The organism is Paraburkholderia edwinii (assembly GCF_019428685.1).
Classification (GTDB): domain Bacteria; phylum Pseudomonadota; class Gammaproteobacteria; order Burkholderiales; family Burkholderiaceae; genus Paraburkholderia; species Paraburkholderia edwinii.
Genome location: NZ_CP080096.1, coordinates 1685366 through 1703132 on the forward strand (window position 1 = coordinate 1685366; position 17767 = coordinate 1703132).

The 17767-nt window shown below is 65.4% G+C and carries 18 protein-coding genes; 4 read left to right on the plus strand and 14 right to left on the minus strand.

All coding sequences use genetic code 11. The features are described 5' to 3' along the window. The first annotated feature begins 377 nt into the window (after positions 1–377). Complete coding sequence (locus tag KZJ38_RS29300) at positions 378–977, plus strand: MarR family winged helix-turn-helix transcriptional regulator (RefSeq protein WP_219803553.1); 600 nt, start codon at positions 378–380, stop codon at positions 975–977. A gap of 25 nt (positions 978–1002) precedes the next feature. On the opposite strand, the gene KZJ38_RS29305 is transcribed toward KZJ38_RS29300, so the two are convergent. The 8 genes from KZJ38_RS29305 to KZJ38_RS29340 all read right to left on the minus strand — a co-directional run bounded on the left by KZJ38_RS29305 (position 1003) and on the right by KZJ38_RS29340 (position 10047). Further along, a complete protein-coding gene (locus tag KZJ38_RS29305) occupies positions 1003–2268 on the minus strand; it encodes an amidase (protein WP_219800582.1) in 1266 nt (421 codons plus the stop codon). Further along, positions 2265–2642, minus strand: coding sequence for an oxalurate catabolism protein HpxZ (gene hpxZ / locus KZJ38_RS29310; protein ID WP_219800583.1), 378 nt, complete (start codon positions 2640–2642; stop codon positions 2265–2267). The genes KZJ38_RS29305 and hpxZ overlap by 4 nt, the downstream gene beginning before the upstream one ends. Positions 2643–2731: 89 nt before the next feature. Beyond that, positions 2732–3946 carry an oxamate carbamoyltransferase subunit AllG family protein gene (locus KZJ38_RS29315; RefSeq protein ID WP_246641828.1) on the minus strand — a complete coding sequence of 405 codons (1215 nt, stop codon included), beginning with the start codon at positions 3944–3946 and terminating at the stop codon, positions 2732–2734. A 59-nt stretch (positions 3947–4005) separates the two neighbouring features. Then, positions 4006–4842 (minus strand): SRPBCC family protein, encoded by an 837-nt coding sequence (locus KZJ38_RS29320; RefSeq protein ID WP_219800585.1) that lies wholly within the window; start codon positions 4840–4842, stop codon positions 4006–4008. 79 nt (positions 4843–4921) lie between these two features. Continuing rightward, entirely contained in the window at positions 4922–5458 is a 537-nt protein-coding gene (locus tag KZJ38_RS29325) for a (2Fe-2S)-binding protein (protein WP_219800586.1), read from the minus strand. Then, a complete protein-coding gene (locus KZJ38_RS29330) occupies positions 5455–6300 on the minus strand; it encodes an FAD binding domain-containing protein (RefSeq protein ID WP_219800587.1) in 846 nt (281 codons plus the stop codon). Before KZJ38_RS29330 ends, KZJ38_RS29325 begins: the two co-directional genes overlap by 4 nt. Next, positions 6297–8723, minus strand: coding sequence for a xanthine dehydrogenase family protein molybdopterin-binding subunit (locus KZJ38_RS29335; protein ID WP_219800588.1), 2427 nt, complete (start codon positions 8721–8723; stop codon positions 6297–6299). Before KZJ38_RS29335 ends, KZJ38_RS29330 begins: the two co-directional genes overlap by 4 nt. 61 nt (positions 8724–8784) lie before the next feature. Next, complete coding sequence (locus tag KZJ38_RS29340) at positions 8785–10047, minus strand: amidohydrolase/deacetylase family metallohydrolase (RefSeq protein ID WP_219800589.1); 1263 nt, start codon at positions 10045–10047, stop codon at positions 8785–8787. Between the two features lie 40 nt (positions 10048–10087). On the opposite strand from KZJ38_RS29340, the gene KZJ38_RS29345 reads away from it, so the two are divergent. Together KZJ38_RS29345 and KZJ38_RS29350 are read left to right on the plus strand one after the other, a co-directional pair. After that, complete coding sequence (locus tag KZJ38_RS29345) at positions 10088–10495, plus strand: hypothetical protein (protein WP_219800590.1); 408 nt, start codon at positions 10088–10090, stop codon at positions 10493–10495. Then, positions 10473–11000, plus strand: coding sequence for a MarR family winged helix-turn-helix transcriptional regulator (locus KZJ38_RS29350; protein WP_219800591.1), 528 nt, complete (start codon positions 10473–10475; stop codon positions 10998–11000). Before KZJ38_RS29345 ends, KZJ38_RS29350 begins: the two co-directional genes overlap by 23 nt. A 68-nt stretch (positions 11001–11068) precedes the next feature. Here the strand turns inward: KZJ38_RS29350 and KZJ38_RS29355 are convergent, their stop codons facing one another. Next, on the minus strand, positions 11069–11800 hold the full coding sequence (locus tag KZJ38_RS29355; RefSeq protein ID WP_219800592.1) for a DUF1989 domain-containing protein: 732 nt from the start codon (positions 11798–11800) through the stop codon (positions 11069–11071). An 89-nt stretch (positions 11801–11889) separates the two neighbouring features. Further along, positions 11890–13170, minus strand: coding sequence for a M20 family metallo-hydrolase (locus KZJ38_RS29360; protein WP_219800593.1), 1281 nt, complete (start codon positions 13168–13170; stop codon positions 11890–11892). A 298-nt stretch (positions 13171–13468) separates the two neighbouring features. Between KZJ38_RS29360 and KZJ38_RS29365 the strand changes: the two genes are divergently transcribed. Next, entirely contained in the window at positions 13469–14110 is a 642-nt protein-coding gene (locus KZJ38_RS29365; protein WP_246641829.1) for a cupin, read from the plus strand. A gap of 135 nt (positions 14111–14245) precedes the next feature. Here the strand turns inward: KZJ38_RS29365 and KZJ38_RS29370 are convergent, their stop codons facing one another. The 4 genes from KZJ38_RS29370 to KZJ38_RS29385 all read right to left on the minus strand — a co-directional run bounded on the left by KZJ38_RS29370 (position 14246) and on the right by KZJ38_RS29385 (position 17746). Continuing rightward, positions 14246–15235, minus strand: a complete 990-nt coding sequence (locus KZJ38_RS29370) for a TIGR03571 family LLM class oxidoreductase (RefSeq protein WP_219800594.1) — start codon at positions 15233–15235, stop codon at positions 14246–14248. Positions 15236–15441: 206 nt separating this feature from the next. Beyond that, positions 15442–16131: an NAD-dependent epimerase/dehydratase family protein gene (locus KZJ38_RS29375; RefSeq protein ID WP_219800595.1), complete on the minus strand. Its 690-nt coding sequence runs from the start codon at positions 16129–16131 to the stop codon at positions 15442–15444. 58 nt (positions 16132–16189) lie between these two features. Continuing rightward, positions 16190–16759, minus strand: a complete 570-nt coding sequence (locus tag KZJ38_RS29380; protein ID WP_219800596.1) for a TetR/AcrR family transcriptional regulator — start codon at positions 16757–16759, stop codon at positions 16190–16192. A gap of 96 nt (positions 16760–16855) precedes the next feature. Then, complete coding sequence (locus tag KZJ38_RS29385) at positions 16856–17746, minus strand: LysR family transcriptional regulator (RefSeq protein WP_219800597.1); 891 nt, start codon at positions 17744–17746, stop codon at positions 16856–16858. Positions 17747–17767: the final 21 nt, after the last annotated feature.

Here is a 17767-nt window from a genome sequence, read left to right on the forward strand (position 1 = left end):
CGAGTTCTGTCGCGTCGATGCAAATGACATGCCAGTGATGAGTATTTCCGCGTTAGCGACGCGCGGCTGCGGCGTGCGCGTGCAAGGAGCGTCTTGACCGCGAATAGGGAAACGGCACGACGCACCAAAGCATCGCCGGAATGCACGCAGTACTACGTGTTTTGCACTTGTTTGGACGGGAAAAGCGAATGACGTTCGCTGATGGCGCGTATGCCTTCAAAAGCAAATCGGAGCAATCGCAGCACTTGCAAACGCAGCGCGACAGTCCGCAACCGGAAGCATTTCTTCCTGATACGATGTGTACTGACGAAATCGCGAACGAGAGGAGATCGGATGATGATCGAGGCGATCCACCACGGCACAAAAGGTTGCGCGCAATGACCGTTCGCGCGCCCGGCAAACGGACTGCCGCTAAACCGGCGCAAGCAGCGCGCGCCAGGGTCGCGGCGCCGGCGCATACCGACGCGGACGCCACCGATCCGTCGGAATGGCGGCACACCACGCTCGACGCGCGGCCCGGTTTTCTGATCCGCCGTTTGCATCAGATTCACGTCGCGCTGTTTATCGAGGAATGCGCGCCGGAAGGGATCACGCCGGTGCAATACAGCATCCTCACGGCGCTCGATCAGATGGGGCCATCCGAGCAGATTGCCTTGTCGAACGCGGTCGGGCTCGATCGCGCGAATACCGCCGATGTGATCGCGCGGCTTGCCGAGCGGCGCTTTATCCAGCGGCGCGGTTCGCGTACCGACAAGCGCAAGAAAGTCGCGGAGCTGACCGATGTGGGCCGCGCGCTGCTTGCGCGGCTCGAGGTTGGCGTCGAGCGCGCGCATGAACGCACGCTGGCCGCGCTGCCGCCGAAAGATCGCAAGCAGTTTATGGCGTACCTCGTGCGGCTCGTCGATACGAACAACGAACTGAGCCGCACGCCGATCAGGCGCGAGCGCAAGCATGGCGGCGCGGCAGACGATGCGTGACGGGCCCCGCGCTGAGTCTTAGGTCCTAAGCGTCCGGTTGCGCGCTCGCCAGCGCGTCATGCACGGCTTGCGCGACGGCGAGCACGCCTTCGTCGTCGCCATGCGCACCGATCACCGAGAGCCCGAGCGGCGCGCCGTCGAACGATGTCCACGGCAGGCTCACCTGCGGCAACCCGGCGAGCCCCGCGATGCACAGCATCTGCTGCGAGCGCACGCGCACTTCGTCCACTTCCGCGCCCGACGTGCCGATCAGCGGTGAGATCCATGGCAGCGTCGGCATCACGATATAGGTATCGGGTTCCTCGAAGACGCGCGCGAGTGCGCGGATCGCATCGACGCGCACGCGTTGCGCATCGTGCACCTGGGCGGGGTGGATCGTGACCGCGGCCTGCAGGCGTTGGCGGATATCGGCGCCGAAGCTGTCGAGATGTCGCATCGCCCATGCGCCATGCTGTTGCGCGATCTCGGCCGCCTGCAGCACGCGAAAGCTTTGCGCCCATGTTTCGGGTTTGAGGCTCGCCGACGAGAGCAGGCTCATTTCGAAGCGCTCCGACAAGGTGTCGAATGCGGTGGCGAATGCGGTGCGCACGCGCATATGCAGCAGCGTGACGATGTCGTCGGGCAGGCACAGCATCACGCGTTCGGGCAGGGTTTGCGTGTCGGTCTGCGCGAGCACGTTGAAGACATCGGCAAGCAATGCGCCGTCGCGTGCGAACCAGCCGACTGTATCGAAGCTGTGCGCGAGCGCGAAGCATCCATTGGCGGCGATGCGGCCGTGCGTGGGCCGGATGCCCCAGATACCGCAATAGCTGGCGGGCAGCCGGATCGAGCCGCCGCAGTCGGTGCCGAGGCCTATGTCCGCGAAACCGGCCGCGACCGCGACGGCCGAGCCCGACGACGACCCGCCCGGTATGCGCGCCGGGCTCGCCGGATTGCGCGGCGTGCCGTAGTGGACGTTGATGCCGGCGAGGCTGTAGGTGAGTTCGTCGGTGACGGTCTTGCCGACCCATTGCGCGCCTTCTTCGAGCAGCGCGCGCACGGCAAGCGCGGTTGACGTGGCGACGGGCTGTGCGTCGGCCCAGGTCGGATTGCCGCCGCCGGCGCGCAGGCCTTCGATATCGTACACATCCTTGACCGCGAGCCGCTGACCGGCGAGCGCGGCCACATGCGATGCTGGCTGCGCGGCGAGATGCACGGCGACCTCGATCGCGACGGGCGCGGGCAATGCGTTGAAGCCGTCGCGGACGAAGGCTCCGTTAAAGCCCGGTTCGAGCAGCGTGTTCTGGTTCATTTGTCCATCCAGCTGACGTGCGCGGCGACGACACGCCATTCGTGATCGATCTTCACCCAGGTCTGCGACTGTCGCCCGATGCGCGCTTCGCCTGCGCGCGTGAACGTGATGTTCGCGACAGCGTAGTCGTGCCCAAATGTCGTAATCGAACGGTCGACGACGGTGCGCATCAGATTGGCGCCTGGCCGACGCGCGCGAAATGCGCGAATTTCGTCATATCCGTGCAGATTCTCGGTTGCTCCATAACGCAGTGTATGCGGGCTGTTCCAGAACAGCGTGTCGAGCATCGCGACATCGTTGGTGGTGAGCGCGGTCTCGTACGCGTCGAACGCGGCGCTGACGGCAGCGTAGGTGGCGGGGTCGTTGATCAGCATAGGGAAAACGAGTAAGTGCGATGCGTGGTGATCCGGACGTTCAGTTTCGCAAGAAAAGACGGCACATGTATACAGCTTGCGACGCGGCGTCAGCGTGCCTGCAGCGCGGCCTTGAACAACGCGACGGGCGCCGCATACACGCCGCGGCCGATAAGGCCCGTGCGTCCGTCGGCGCCGATCATCGCGATTGCGGCCAGCGGTTCGACGCTTCGCCGCACGACGGCGGCGGCATCGAGCACGCCATGCAATCTGGCATCGAAGGCCGGATGCTGGCCGGTGAGCACGGTCGGTTGCGAATCGCGCCAGCCGGCGGGCAACCATGCGGCGAATGCGGTTGCGGGTTCGGGTGCCAGTACGAAGGCGTGCGCGCCGAAGCCGGCTGCGTCGATCACGCCGCTGTCGCCGGTCAGCGGTGCGGCGGCGATGTGCGCGGCGACCGTGTCGAGGCGCGGCCCGGCGGGTGCCGCGGCCGGACATGTAGTCCACACGTCCGGCTGACCGGCGAGGCGCACGCCGACTTCGCGGCCGTTGCCGGCCAGCGCGATGACGAGCGTTGACGCTGCGTCGGTGTCAGCGCTTTCGTTATCGCCGTGCGCTGCTGCCGACATCATCAGATGACACGCAGCCATCCACAGCGTCAGAAAAAAGAGCGGCGTATCGGCGAGCATCGCGGCAACGGACGGTTCGTCGATAAACGGCGATAGTTGCGCCCGCAACGCCGCGGTGGCCGACGTCGTGCGTGCGTGCAGGTCGTCGCCGGCTGCGAGGCCCGCGGCCGCGAGCGGGAACAGATCGATCGGACCCGCGCGCTCGAGGGCCGCGGCAAGCTCGCTTGCGAGCACGGTGTCGCGCCATGCGAGCCGCGCAAGCACTTGCGGGTTGCGGCTGCCGAAGCGGATTTGCGGGCCCGCGCCGCTGCCGGTCAGCGACCAGGCGCGGCGCGCGGTGGGCGACGCGTTTGCATCCACCACTTCGACGAGCGTCGACGATGGCGACACCACGGCGGCAAGCGGTGTCACCACGCCGAACGATTGCGCGCTGAGCAGTTTCACCTGGCCGGTTGCGATCAGTTGCTCGGCTTGCGCTTCGGTCGTCGCCCATTTTTCGTAGAGGCAGCACAGCACCGCCGATGAAAGGACCGGTGGCGCTGGATTGCAAGGGTCCGTATAGGGCGGGCCGGCATGCAGCAGCGTGAAGTCCGGCAGGCCGACGGCATCGCGCGCGCAGGCGACGGCGCGCCAATGCGGGCGCACGGCGTATAGGCGGGCGAGGGCTTGCTGCGTTGCGAGGGCGGGTGAATTCACGCGCGTGTCTGTATCTGCGTTTGCGTTTGGGTTACGAGGCGCTTCGTTGTTTATCGCGGTCATCGTGAACTCACGCCGGGACGCAGCCAGCCGCGAATGCGCGACCACAGCATTTTCCAGAACAGATTGCCGAGGTCGAGTGGGGCACTGACGGGAGGCTCGGCAGACGGAGTTGCGGCGCGAATCGAAGGCGCGGAAGCCGCTGTTGTACCCATTGCGCTCATCGTGCTCATAGCACCCGTTGTACTCGCGTTCGGCGTGTCCGCGGCCTGCATTGTGCGAGTCTCAGTGTCTCCCGATGTCCGCGCGCTGAGCGTGTCTTCGACGTGCGCCTGTTTCAATGTGGTGGGCGAGGGCGTGGTTGCATCCGGCGCTTCGTTCTGCGCTTCGTTTAGCGCCTTGCCTTGCACTTCGCTTTGCGCTTCGTTTTGTCCGACTGCATGCTGCCGTGCGTCGAGCTTCGCTTTCAGATTCTGCGCAAATGCATCCGTTAGACGCGTCGCGAGTTCCTTCACGATGCCGCCGCGAGAAAACTGCGCGAGCGTGCCGGCAATCGTGTAATCGACCTTCACGTCCACGCGCGTTTCGGCCGGCGACATCGCATGCAAGGCAAACGCGGCCACGCCTTTCACGCGCGATGCGCTCTTGCGATCGACACCGCCGCCGCTGACGCTGCCGCGCCGGCCGGTTTCGTCGAGCGTCATTTCTCCGTCGCCCGCGAAGCTCGCGACGATCGGGCCGAGCTTGACGGTCATCGCGAGCTTGAGCGCGCCGTTTTCGGGCGGTGCGGTTAGCGACGCGCCAGGCAGGCACGCGACGATGCCGGACGTGTCGTGAAACGAGGTCCACACGTCGTCAAGCGGATAGGCGACGGTAAAGCTTTGTTCGATTTCCATTGCGTCTCGCGAGCGTCAAGGATTAAAAGGCGGCTTATGTGGCGAACCGAAGCGTGGCCGCGGCGTGTCCGAGGGGCACTCAGACCGCGCCGGCCGAGGCCATCGCCGCGGCATGCGCCACCGGCTGCGCGCCCGCGGCACGGCGCGCATCGAGCACGCGCCGAATCGCGCGGACGATGCCGACATAGCCCGTGCAGCGGCACAGATTGCCCGCGAGTTCGTAACGCACGCGCGCATCGTCGGCGTCAGGCAGGCGGGTCACGATGTCGCGCGCGGTCACGAGCATGCCCGGCGTGCAATAGCCGCACTGCAGCGCATGCTCGGCGGAAAACGCGGCGCGCAGCTCGTTCATCAGGGCATCGTCGTCGAAGCCTTCGATCGTGCGCACCTGCGCCCCCGCGCAGGCGATAGCCGGCGTGATGCACGAGCGGGCCGGCGCGCCGTCGACCTGCACCGTGCAGGCGCCGCACACGCCCTGTTCGCAGCCGATATTCGTGCCGGTCAGCCCTTGCGTTTCGCGCAGGAAGTCGGCGAGATTCGTGCGCGGTTCGACGAATGCGGCGACCGGCATCTGGTTGACGGTCAGTTGCAGCGGCTTTTTGGGCGCGTCGTTCATTGCGGGTTCCTGCCTTTGCCTTGAGTGCCTTGAGTGCGGAGCGTCGCGGCCGCGCGTTCGAGCGCGACGCGATGTACCTGGTATTCGTAGCTGCCCGATTCGAGGCCCGCGTCGAGCAGATGCGGTTCGAGTGCGGTGGGCGTTGGAGCGTCGATCAAGGCGCGTGCGTCTGCGATCAGGTGAGGCGGGCCGTCGAGCGCGCCGATCACCGCGCGGCACACGCCGGCCGCCGGATCGTCGATAAAGAGCGCGATCGCTTCCGCGAATTCACCGGGCTTGCGGTTGAACTTGTAGTAGCTCCAGCGTGCGTTAGCCATCAGCTTCCGGATGCGCACGCCGGTCAGCAACTCGTCGGGTTCGAGCGCGGTCGTGAACGCGCCGGACATCCAGTCGGCGCTTTTGACGACGCGCTCGCCTTGCGCGCCCGCGACAAGGAAATCCGCATCGAGTCCGCACATCACATTGATCCAGTCCGCGGCCGGGTCGGCATGCGCGAGACTGCCGCCGAGCGTGCCGCGATTGCGCACCGCGCGATAGGCGATGCCGCGCGCAACGTGGGGCATCAGGCCTTGCGTGTAGTCGTCGACTGCGCGGTCTTCGATTTGCGCGTGCGTAATGCCCGCTCCCAGTACGCCGTGCGCGCCTTCGTCGCGGCATGCGCGCAACGCGGCAATGCCGCGCACATCGACAAGCTGCTCCGGCTGCGCGAAACGCAGGTTCATCATCGGGCCGAGCGACTGACTGCCGGCGACGAATTTCGCCATGCCGGCGCTGGCTGCAACGAGGCGTACCGCGTCGTCGTAGTCCTGCGGCTTTTCGTAGTCGAATACGGCGGCTTTCATGCGGTCACTCCTTTCGCGGCATTGTGGTGCGCTGCGCCCGCTCGCGCGATCGCTTCGAGCACGGCGCGCGGCGAGAGCGGCAGGCGCGTGACTTCGGCGCCCAGGGGTCGCAGCGCATCGTTGACCGCATTCGCCAGCGCGGCGGTCGAGCCGATTGCGCCCGATTCGCCGATGCCTTTCTGGCCGAACTCGGTATAGGGAGCCGGCGTTTCCATATGTTCGATGCGGATCGGCGGCACCTCGGTCGCGCCGGGCAGCAGATAGTCGGCGAGCGTCGATGCGAGCGGCTGGCCGTCTTCGCTGTACGGCATCGCTTCGTAGAGCGCGGTGCCGATGCCTTGCGCGGCGCCGCCGTACACCTGGCCGTCGACGACCATCGGATTGATCAGCACGCCGCCGTCTTCGACGATTACATAGTCGAGAATTTCCGTGAGCCCGAGCGCGGTATCGACCGCCACGACGACCGCATGGCACGCATAGCTGAAGGTGCCGGTATCGCGCTTCGCCTGATACGAGGTCGCGACTTCGAGTCCGCGCGGATCGACGTCGGGCGGTAGCAGTTGCGGTTTGAGGTACCACGTGTGCGCGATCTGCTCGAGCGCGCACGTTGCGCCATTGGGACTGACCACGGCGCCGTGCTGCCAGCTCACATCTTCCACCGGCGTTTTCAGCAGCCATGCGCCGATCTTCAGCAGGCGTTGCCTGAGCTCTTTCGCTGCCTGTCCGACCGCGCCGCCCGCCATCACGATCGAGCGCGAGCCCCAGGTGCCGGTCGAGTAGGGCGTGACGCCGGTGTCGCCGAGCACGATGCGCACGCGCTCCGTATCGATGCCGAGCACGTCGTGCGCGATCTGCGCGAGCGTCGTCTCCATGCTCTGGCCGTGCGAGTGGACGCCCGCGCGCACTTCGAGCACGCCGTCGGGCGTCAGGCGCAGCACGGCGGGCTCGCGGCCCGGCACCATCGGGATGCCCCAGCCGTGATAAACGGAGGTGCCGTGCGCGCCCTGTTCGCAGAACACCGCGATGCCGAAGCCGATCCGGCGCCCGTCCGCTTCGCCGCGCCGCTGCCGCGCGCGCACCGCGGGCAGATCGATGGCGGCGACCGCGCGGCGCACCGCTTCCGGATAGTCCCCGCTATCGAAATGCTTGTTCGTGATGTTGTCGAACGGCATTTCGTGCGGCTCGACGAGATTGCGCAGCCGCACTTCATGCGGCTCCAGGCCGGCGGCCACCGCGATCGTGTCCATCATCGTTTCAATCGCATAGCAGACGCCCGTGCGCGCGACACCCCGATACGGCAGAATCGGCGGCTTGTTCGTCGCGACCGACCATGTGCGGCAGCGATAGCGGTCCATCTTGTACGGGCCCGGCAGAATGCTGCCGACTTGCGCCGCTTCGAGGCACGCGGAAAACGGATACGACGAGTAGGCACCCGAATCGACGGTCGCTTCGCATTCGACGGCGATGAGACGCCCGTCGCGGTCCGCATACGCGGTGATGTCGTAGTCGTGCTCGCGGCAATTTGCGTTCGCGGTCAGTTGCTCGCGGCGATCTTCGATCCAGCGGATCGGCCGCTCGAGCTGCATCGCGAGCCAGCCGCAGCACACTTCTTCAGGCAGCAGAATGCCTTTGTAACCGAAGCCGCCGCCCACGTCGGGCGCGATGACGCGCACCTGGCCTTCGTCGAGATCGAGACACTGTGCGAGACCCGTGCGCGTGATATGCGGCATCTGCGCCGAGGTGTGGACGATCAGTTGCGCGAGCCGCCTGTCCCAGTGCGCAACGACGCCGCGGCCTTCCATCGGCGCCATGCTCTGGCGCGAGGTGCGCAGCTTGCGCTGTACGCGGATCGGCGCGGTGCGGCGGATTCCGTCGAGGTCGATCGCCGTCTCGGGGGCGGTTTTTGTGTGTGTGTCGACGAAGGTTTCGAGGAACACGTTGTCGCCCCAATGCTCGTGCACGAGCGCCGAGCCTTCGCGGCGCGCATCGAGCATATCGACGACCGCGGGCAATTCCTCGAAGTCCACGAACACCTGCGCGGCGATATCTTCGGCTTCGGCGCGCGTGGCGGCGACGCACATCGCGATCATTTCGCCTACCTGACGAACCTTGCCGTGCGCGAGAACGGGCTGCTCCGACGACTTGAAGCCCGGCAGCCCCGAGTTGGCGACAATCGGTTGCACGCCGTCGAGATCGGCATGCGTATAAACCGCGTGCTCGAAGCCCGCGGGTTTTTCGATGCCGACGATATGGCCGTGCGCAATCGGACTGCGCACGAACGCGACATCGAGCATGCCGACCATGCGGATATTGCCGACGTATTCGCCGCGCCCGTGCATGAAGCGCGCGTCTTCCTTGCGCTCGAGCGACGCGCCGATGCCTTGCGGGCGGTCGGACGGTTGCCTGACGGGTCGTTTGATCATCTGTGGTGTTCCTTGCGGCGTGATGTGTTTAAAGCCGTGTTAACGCGAAAACCGCTGGCGCTTAAGCGGCCCGGGCGAGCGGCAGGCTCGGCGAGTTCGCGTCGTAGCGCACGCCGTCGCGCACGCAGAGCACCGGTGTCAGCATCCGGTCGGTAACGATCTGCGTGCCTTCGTTGTCTTCGAGCACCCAGCGGCCGCGGCGGTCTTCGAGCACGCTGATGTCGGCCACGCCGCCCACTTTCAGGGTACCGAGCTCGCCTTCCATGCCGACCATGCGCGCCGCGTTCGACGTCACCATCCGCACGACGTGGTCGAGCGGCAGGCCGAGCGCGAGCATGCTCGTCATCGCACTGACGAGACTGAACTGCGTGCGACCGAGAAACGAGTGTTCTTCGTCCGGGTGGCTATCGGGCGTGCCCGCGGGCGCCGGCACGTGCGTGTTGTAGCCGTGCATATCGGCGCCGAGCGTGTCGGGTACGACGCCCGCGTCGAGCACGATGCGCGCGGTTTTCAAGCTGAAGTGCGAGCCGTGGCCGACGTCCACTTTCAGCCCACGCGCGATCGCTTCGGGCACGAGCGGATGCAGCTTGCCGTTTTCTTCGACGAAGCCGCCCGGATGCCGGCTGAACGGGTGCGCGAGGATATCGCCGGGCTTCAGCGTTTCGACGACCTGATTGAAGATCGAATCCGGATTGACGGGCAGGCTGCCGCTTTCAGGCTTTGGCCATAGCTGCCCGAAATGGATATACACGGGCAGTTGCGCATCGCGGCCGATCTGCGATGCGATCTTCATGACGTTGAGGCCCCAGCGCGCAAAGCCGCCTATTTCGGCGTGCGCCTTTACGCCTTTTACGAGGTCCGCGTTCGCCTGCGCGGCTTTCACGGTCGCGGACGCATCGAGACATTCGGGGCGGTAAAGCTCGGGGTAGTAGTGCCCTTCGAGCCCGCCGACGATATACGCGGAAATAAACGCGAGCACGCGCGTTTTCGACGGTTCGGCGATAAAGCTGCGAAACCCCGGAATCGTGATGCAACTCGGGCCGCCCTGATCGACGAGCGTCGTAACCCCCGAGCGCACGCCGCACATATCGGCGTTGAGCCCGAAGCGTCCGGTCACATACTGATAGACGTGCGCGTGCGTATCGATCAGGCCCGGCAGCACGAGCCGGTCCTTGCAGTCGATGATTTCGGCAATCGGCGCAGTGGCGGCGAGGTTGGGGCCGATCGCGGCAATGCGCGGGCCGTCGACAAGAATGTCGAGTGTCGCGTCGAGACCGGCTGCGGGATCGATCACTCGGCCGCCTTTCAGTAGAACCTGGGTCATAGCGGATATCGGGCTGGTTGGCTGGGTGGGGAAATGCGTGGTGTACCGCAAATACCATGCCGGTTTCCGCGAGGGACGGGAGAAGTACCTGAATAGCCGCAACGTCATGCGGTGTTCGAGGGTCCGCGCGGCATTTGCATGGAGATGCTTCGGCATGCTGCCGGCCTGCTCTCGACGCCTGCATGGTGCGGTCGCGCACCGGATCAAGGCGCTGCGCATGATTATGGTGAATTGTGTGGTGTACCCCGAGTATTTATTCGGGCGCGCGGATTCGCTAGAATGCAGCGCATCCGTGTGCCGCGTTTGCGTTGCGCGGCTGTGCGTTCGCGAGTGCGCGGGCGGCGGGTTTGCCAGTGGTTTTTCCGGCGAGTCTGTCAGTGGATTTGCCAGTGGGTTTTCCAGCGAGTTTGCCAGGACAGAAATCAATGTCGACTACGATCAACGATGAAACCGATTCGCGCTCGGTGCGCGAAGCACTTGAGGCATGGCAGGCGCGCTCGCCGCTGTTTAGCCGGCCCGGCTTTCTGATTCGCCGCATGCATCAGATTCACGGCTTTCTGTTTGCCGAGGAAACGGCGCAATTCGATGTGACGCCCGTGCAATACAGCCTGCTCACGGCGCTCGACGCGCTCGGCGAGATCGATCAGAACTCGCTCGCGATCGAAATCGGGCTCGAGCGTTCGAGCGTGGCCGAGGTCATGCCGCGTCTCGAAGGGCGCGGGCTGATCGAGCGCCGCCAGGCCGACTACGACCGGCGCGTGAAGCTGGTCAAGCTGACGCGCCAGGGCAAGCGCCTCGTCGCGAAGATGGCGCCCGCCGTGCAGCGCGCGCACGACCGCACGATCGAGCATTTGCCGCCCGACGAGCGCGATCTGTTTATGCTGCAGCTGATCCGGCTCGTCGAGGCGAACAACGCGAACAGCGTGGTGCCGTTCCGGTTGCCGCAGGATTGATTGAGTGGAAAGCACCCGCGCGGCTCAGCGATAACGCAGCCACGCGGTTAAGTGCGCACGCGGCTACGTTATGCGAGCACCGCGAATTCCACTTCCACCGGATGCAACGCGTTGATCGGCACGATATCTTGCGGACATGCGGAAAACACAAACACGCAATCCATCGCGGCCTTGATATCGACGTAGTCGCCGGCCTTCGACACGGCCGGCAGCCATTCGATCGAGTAATCGGACTTCACCGGAATATTCATCCACAGGTTGAACGGTTGCGGCACTTCGCGTGCGCGCAGGCCGATTGCCTTGAGCGCGAGCCGCATATTGTCCGCGCAATTGTCGTGATAGCCGGTTACGCCGAGGTTCTTGTAGCGGTGCAGGTCGCAGGCGGCGATCAGCGTGTCGTGCACACCCGGCGATGTGTCGGCGGTCAGTTCCGCGATCGGGCGGCGCTGGTTCGTCACAAGCGGATCGCCCACCTGCGGAATCACCTTGTCGATATAGGCGCGCGTGTGCTCGAACGACAGAAACTCGTTCAGATGCGCGGCGTTGAAGATCCACGTATCGCAGACCTGTGTGCCGTGCGTGTTCGTCACGCGGATCGTTTGGCCCGCTTTCACGCGCACCGCGCGGCCGCAGCGCGCGGGAACCGTGTAGGTGCGGCCCGGCTCGGGCGTGCCGTCGGCGGAAATCGGCTCATGCAGCGTGGCGTTTTCGCCGAGCGCCGTGCCGTTGTCGTCATGCGTGTGCGTGTGGGATTGCGCTTGCGTTGGGGTCTCGGTAGCGGTCAGGGTCGTGGTGGTCATCGCGGGTTCCTTGGTGCGGGTGGTGTCCGGTTCGAAGAGCGTGTGTGTATCAGTGAATCAGTGGGCGGCTTGTGGCGCGGGTGGTGTTATCAAGGCGCTTCGTTGCAAAGTTCGACGAGGCAATGTGCGAGCGCGCGCGTGCCCAGCACGAGGTGTTCGTCATCGGTTGCCTCGAGCGGGTTGTGACTGATGCCGTCGCGGCTCGGCACGAAGATCATCGCGGTCGCGCATTGCTTCGCCAGATGCAGCGCGTCGTGAAACGCACCGGAAACGATCGGCTGCGAGCGCACGCCTAACGCATCGCAGGCCGCGCGCACGCGCGAAATTGCGGAATCGGCGAAATGCACAGGCGGATGCTCGAATAGCGGTTCGAGATGCACGTCGGCGCCGTGCTGCGCGATGCACTCCGCGAGCGCTGCGTCAAAGCGCGCGAGCACTGCGGGCTCCGGATGACGGAAGTCGACCGTGAACGTGACCGCCGACGGAATCGTGTTGATCGAGTTCGGCTCGATATGCCAACTGCCGAAGGTGATCCGCGCCGCGTCGCCGCCGAGTTCGAGCGCGAATGCTTCGATCGCGCCGCGCACGCGCACGGCGAGCGTCATCGCGTCGCGGCGCACCGCCATCGGCGTCGTGCCCGCATGTGCGGCCGCACCGGTGCAGCGGATCGAATGCCAGCGCACGCCCTGAATACCGGTTACCACGCCAAGTGGCGTTCCAGCCATTTCGAGCAGCGGCCCCTGTTCGATGTGCAGTTCGATAAATGCGTGGACGGCGCCCGGTGCACGTGTGGCGAGCGTGGGAAACGCGCTGCGATGCGCATCGAGCGTCGCGCCGAACGTGACGCCGGCCGCGTCGCTGACCGTGCGGAAGCCCTCGAGCCGCGACGGGTCGACGAAGGTGCTCGAGCCCATCGCGCCGGGCTGAAAGCGCGAGCCTTCCTCGTTGGTCCAGATCGCGACTTCGAGCGGGCGGCGCGTGCGGATATTTGCATCGGCCAGCGCGGCGAGGCATTCGAATCCGGCCAGCACACCGTACGCGCCGTCGAGCCGGCCGCCGGTCGGTTGCGTGTCGATATGGCTGCCGGTCATCACGGGCGGCAAGTCTTCGTTGCCCGCGCGGCGGAAAAACAGGTTCGCGCAGGCGTCGGTCGAGACCGTGCAGCCGAGTGCTTGCGCGCGTTCGATCAGGCCGCGCCGCGCGCTGAAGTCGAGCGCCGAAAGCGCGGGGCGGTCGACGCCGCCGTCGCTGCGCGCACCGATCGTTGCGAGCGCATCGATCGCGTCGGTCAGGCGGGCGGGGTCGACGTGTTCGGCTGCATCGTCGGCTGCACTTCGGGCGCTTGCCGTGTCGTAGGAGAGTTGGGTCATGTCGTTTGTGTGTCGGTGCGCCGCGGGCGCGTCGCGTGGCCGATCCGCTGAACGTCGTCTGGTTGCGAGTGCTGTTGTCGCATGATGTCGAGAGGCAAAAGCGGGCAAATGCGCGGGCGAAGCGCGCGGATCGGATGCCAGTTCAAGAATAGTGAAAGCGTGCGATCGCTGTGCACGAATCGCACGAAGCGATGCTTCAAGCATGATGTATGCCGGAATGTCTGCCCGCGTGAGCGATGGCCCCGATATTTTTCGTCTAAGCTGAACCGTCCTGATCGATCATCATGGAGAGCTTCGAATGACCAACACGAAGCGCCGGCGCGTCAGCGCCGCGATCGCCGCGCGTGGGCTCGCCGGCGGTTTGTTGCCGGCTGCGTTGAGTCGCGCGGCGAGCGATGCGTCGGGCGACGCGTCTTTGTCTACGCCTCCCGTGCAGCCCGAAACGTTGAGCTTCGAACCCAACGGCTGGATTCCGAATAATCAGCGCTTGCCGGTGCTCGTTTATCGTGCGGCCGTGCCGATTTCGGGCAGCGACCCCGCGGCGTCGTTCGAGCAGGCGTTCGCGCGCAACGGCTGGCCGCCGCAATGGCGCAACGGCATTTACAGCTTTCACCATTTCCATCCGTCGACGCATGAGGTGCTCGGTTTCGCGGGCGGCAGCGCGCGGCTTGTGCTCGGCGGTCCCGACCCGATCGGGCGCGAGGTGCAAGTGAATGCGGGCGATGTCGTCGTGCTGCCGGCGGGCACCGGTCATTGCAAGCTCGAAGCGAGCGCGGATTTTCTCGTGGTCGGCGCGTATCCGCCCGATGAAGATATCGGTATCAGCCGTGTCGGTTTATCCGCGGCGCAGTTGCAGGCGATGCGGCAGGTCGTGTTTCCGGCGTCGGACCCGTTGACGGGGCGGGACGGGCCGCTGGCGAAGTTGTGGCGGACGGCGTGAGTTCTTTCAGTGCCGATCGCGTGCTTCGAATACTCGCGCGGACGTGGGCGGCCTGAGTTTCGGCGGCGAGCACTCGCCAGCGATGGTGGGGCAGACGGTTTAGCAACACCGTGGCTCGAGGCGAGTTCTCGCGCGTTAGCCTTCCGTATGAAACTCGGGCAGCACAAATTCCGCGAGTTCTTCGATTACTTCGCGCGGCGGCCGCGGCGACGAAGGCAGATTCAGCGACACATGATGTGTGCCGTGCGCGCGCATCGCGCGCAATAGCGCCGCGAGTGCATGCCGCCCCGCGCGGTAGCCGAGCGCGACCGGCGTCGCGGCTTCGTCGGGATCGTCGCTGAGTTCGAGTCGCAGCGCTGCGCCGAATGCGCGGAACTCGCCGGGCGCCGCTCGTTCGACGGCCGCGCGCCACATGCTGTGGCGTGCCTGCTGCGCGTCGGGCTCGCGATGGTAGGTCATCCAGCCGATCGAATGACGCGCGATCCAGTCGACGCTTTGCCCGCCCGAGCCGACCGCGAGCAGCGACACGGGCCGCGGCGGCTGCGGCAGCAGCATGAATTCGGGCGCGCCGTCGGGTGCCTGGTCCGGAATCACGCGCGATGCGGAGCCGACCGCGGCCGCGACCGTTTCCCAATGGCGCTTATACAATTCGCGGCGCGCGTCGCCGTCAGCACCGAATGCTGCGTATTCAGGCGGACGGTCGCCGGAGCCGAGGCCCAGAATAAAGCGGCCGCGCGATAAGGCCTGCACGGAGATCGCGCCCTTCGCGATATGCAGCGGATGACGCAGCGTCAACACGATCGCGCCGCTCACAAGCGCAATGCGGGTCGTATTTGCCGCGAGCGCGCCAAGCAGCACCCACGGGTCCAGATGTCCGACCGGGTCCGCATAGTCGGCGCTATTGAGCGGCACATCGCGGACCCACAATGCGCGATAGCCGAGGGCATCCGCATGTTGGGCGAGGGCAATCTGTTCGTTGAAGTCCGCGACGATCTGCCCGGCCGGCAGCATCGGCAGCGTCAGGCCGATCGAAAGATGGCCCGCGCGGAATACGCGCTGTTCGATCGGTTCAGGTGATGGGCTGCTGGCGCGAGTGCTGGTGGCTTCGACGGCTTGAGCGGGCATCGGATTCTATCGGTCAGGGCGGGGCGGGAGAGGCGTGCTCGATGTGGATCGATGGTAGCACCGCGCTTTGTTATGTGACGGCATGTGGCCGTGCTTGTGCTCCTGCTCTTGCTTGCGCGGGCGTTCGCATCCCGCGGGTGGTCGCACGGCTGCTCGGCGGCTGCCTGCGCCTACCTGTGTCCGCCGCCAGCTGCGAGACGACCACGCTACGCGACCACCGCCTCCACTGCGTGCCGGCTCAGCTCGCGAATATCGCGCGTCTCGAGCACGGGTTGCGGCGCGCCTTCGCGCGCCAGCGTGAGCATCGCGAGGCCGATGTCCTGCGTCGACAGCACGAGGTTCGGTAGCAGCACGCGCAACGGTGTGAGCAGCGGCGTGAGCAATGCGTAGATCGCGCGGTAGAGGCGTGTCTTCGAGCGAATTCCGTGCAAAGGCTGAATCACACCGGGGCGCATCAGATACACGGCCTTGAACGGCAAACGACGCAGCGCGTTCTCGGTGCGGCCCTTGACGCGCGCCCACATCGTGCGGCCTTGCTCGGTGCTGTCGGTGCTCGCGCCCGATACGAACACGAAGGTCATGCGCGGATTCAGGCGCGCGAGCGTTTGTGCGGCGGCCATCGTGAAGTCGTAGGTGATACGCGTATAGTCCGCTTCGCTCATGCCCACCGACGAGATGCCGAGGCAAAAGAAACACGCATCGAAGCCGCGCAGCGATCCTTCGATCGAACGGAAGTCGGTGAAGTCGCGATGCACGAGATCGTAGAGCCGCGGGTCGAGCTGGCCGGTCGGCGCGCGGCCGACGGTCTGCACATACTGCACGTCGGGTGCGCGCAGGCATTCGCGCAGCACACCCTGGCCGACCATGCCGGTCGCGCCGAATATCAGGATTCTCATGGCGGGAGTGTCAACCTCATATGAATGTGTACTCACTCAACTAAAAGTCCCAAAAAACTCACTTCGAAATCGCATTCCAGAACGCCTCGAAGCCGGCGTTGCGATAGCGTTCCGCGTGAGCGGGGTCGCGTGTCATGAATTCCATCGTGGTTTCCGCGAGCGCGCTCATGATGGCCGAAATAAACGCGGGCGGGTGATCGCGCAGCACGCCCTTCGCAATGCTTTCCTGCACGAGCAGATTGACGTCCGCGAACGCCTGCATGCCGGCCGTCTTCGCCTGTTCGGAAACGCGCTCCGACACCGACAACTGTGCGAGCGCGCGCCGCTTCGCCGGGTGCGCCACGCCCCATTCGACAAAGCGCTGCCATATATGGCGTGCGCGCGCTTGCAGGCTACCTGCCTTCGGATACTGCGCCATCATCACCTCGCGCATCTCGGCCTTCAGTTCGAGGTAAATCTGGTTGAGCAGATCGTCCTTGGTGTCGAAGTACGTAAACAGCGTGCCTTCCGCGACGCCCGCAAGCTTCGCGATACGCGAGGTGGGCGCACCGAGCCCTTGCTCAGCGATCACTTCGATCGCGGCGGCAAGAATGGCATTGCGCTTGTCTTCGCTTCTCGGTCGGGCCATGCGGAAACGCGCCGTGGGGTTAAGCAGGTTGATAAATGAGTTCGGGCTCAATAATAACGCGGTGTGCGTGCGAGCCGCAAGTGCTTTCGAACCACCTCAACGGCGGCTCGCCTCGATCACGAAATCGACGAAGCGCCGCACGCGCGCCGGCATCTGCGTACGCTGCGGGTAGTACATGAAGATGCTCAGACGCGCAGTGGATAGCTGCGGCAAAAGCGGCATCAGCGTGCCGTCTTTCAGGTCCTGCTCGATCATGTAAGTCGCGAGTTGCCCGATGCCGATTCCGTTGCGCACCGCTTCGACTTCGGTGGCGACATCGTTGAACGTCGCGACCGCGGGCACTTCCTGGTAAACGATTTCGTTGCCTTTCTGCAATTCCCATAGCATGGTCTTGCCGGTATTCGGGTGGCGAAAACCCGTGCAACGGTGCTTGAGCAATTGCGCAAGCGAAGCCGGCTTGCCGTTTGCCTCGATATACGCGGGCGATGCGCAGATCACGAGCCGCACTTCGCGCAGTTTGCGCGCGACCACGTTGCGCTCGGCCGAGGTGCCGACACGAAAGCCGACGTCGACGCGTGCTTCGACGAGGTCGGTGAAGCGATCGTCGAGCAACACATCGAAGCGCGCGGACGGGTGCTGCAGCTGATAGTCGCGAATCAGCGGCACGAGCAGCTTGCCGCCCAGCGACGGCGGCGCGACGACGCGTATCGTGCCGCCCGCCGCTTCTCGGCTCGCGTGGACCTGCTCGACGGCGTCGTCGAGCATGCGCATGCCGGGGTCGGCCAGTTCGAACAGACGCGAACCTTCGTCGGTCATGCTGAGCTTGCGTGTGGTTCGATGCAGCAGGCGCACGTTCAGATGCGCTTCGAGCTGGCGGACCGCCTTGCTCATCGCCTGCGGCGTGAGGCCGGCTTCGACCGCGGCGCGGCTGAAGCTGCCGGCGCGCACGACCGCGAGAAAGAGCGTCAGGGCACGGGTTTGGTCCACTGCGTTTTTATGTCCGATGTC

What these genes read in the sequence shown, in the direction of transcription:
- KZJ38_RS29300 (WP_219803553.1), top strand. Translation starts at nt 378, where the DNA reads ATGACCGTTCGCGCGCCCGGCAAACGGACTGCCGCTAAACCGGCGCAA.
- KZJ38_RS29305 (WP_219800582.1), bottom strand. Translation starts at nt 2,268, where the DNA reads ATGAACCAGAACACGCTGCTCGAACCGGGCTTTAACGGAGCCTTCGTC.
- hpxZ (WP_219800583.1), bottom strand. Translation starts at nt 2,642, where the DNA reads ATGCTGATCAACGACCCCGCCACCTACGCTGCCGTCAGCGCCGCGTTC.
- KZJ38_RS29320 (WP_219800585.1), bottom strand. Translation starts at nt 4,842, where the DNA reads ATGGAAATCGAACAAAGCTTTACCGTCGCCTATCCGCTTGACGACGTG.
- KZJ38_RS29325 (WP_219800586.1), bottom strand. Translation starts at nt 5,458, where the DNA reads ATGAACGACGCGCCCAAAAAGCCGCTGCAACTGACCGTCAACCAGATG.
- KZJ38_RS29330 (WP_219800587.1), bottom strand. Translation starts at nt 6,300, where the DNA reads ATGAAAGCCGCCGTATTCGACTACGAAAAGCCGCAGGACTACGACGAC.
- KZJ38_RS29335 (WP_219800588.1), bottom strand. Translation starts at nt 8,723, where the DNA reads ATGATCAAACGACCCGTCAGGCAACCGTCCGACCGCCCGCAAGGCATC.
- KZJ38_RS29340 (WP_219800589.1), bottom strand. Translation starts at nt 10,047, where the DNA reads ATGACCCAGGTTCTACTGAAAGGCGGCCGAGTGATCGATCCCGCAGCC.
- KZJ38_RS29350 (WP_219800591.1), top strand. Translation starts at nt 10,473, where the DNA reads ATGTCGACTACGATCAACGATGAAACCGATTCGCGCTCGGTGCGCGAA.
- KZJ38_RS29355 (WP_219800592.1), bottom strand. Translation starts at nt 11,800, where the DNA reads ATGACCACCACGACCCTGACCGCTACCGAGACCCCAACGCAAGCGCAA.
- KZJ38_RS29360 (WP_219800593.1), bottom strand. Translation starts at nt 13,170, where the DNA reads ATGACCCAACTCTCCTACGACACGGCAAGCGCCCGAAGTGCAGCCGAC.
- KZJ38_RS29365 (WP_246641829.1), top strand. Translation starts at nt 13,469, where the DNA reads ATGACCAACACGAAGCGCCGGCGCGTCAGCGCCGCGATCGCCGCGCGT.
- KZJ38_RS29370 (WP_219800594.1), bottom strand. Translation starts at nt 15,235, where the DNA reads ATGCCCGCTCAAGCCGTCGAAGCCACCAGCACTCGCGCCAGCAGCCCA.
- KZJ38_RS29375 (WP_219800595.1), bottom strand. Translation starts at nt 16,131, where the DNA reads ATGAGAATCCTGATATTCGGCGCGACCGGCATGGTCGGCCAGGGTGTG.
- KZJ38_RS29380 (WP_219800596.1), bottom strand. Translation starts at nt 16,759, where the DNA reads ATGGCCCGACCGAGAAGCGAAGACAAGCGCAATGCCATTCTTGCCGCC.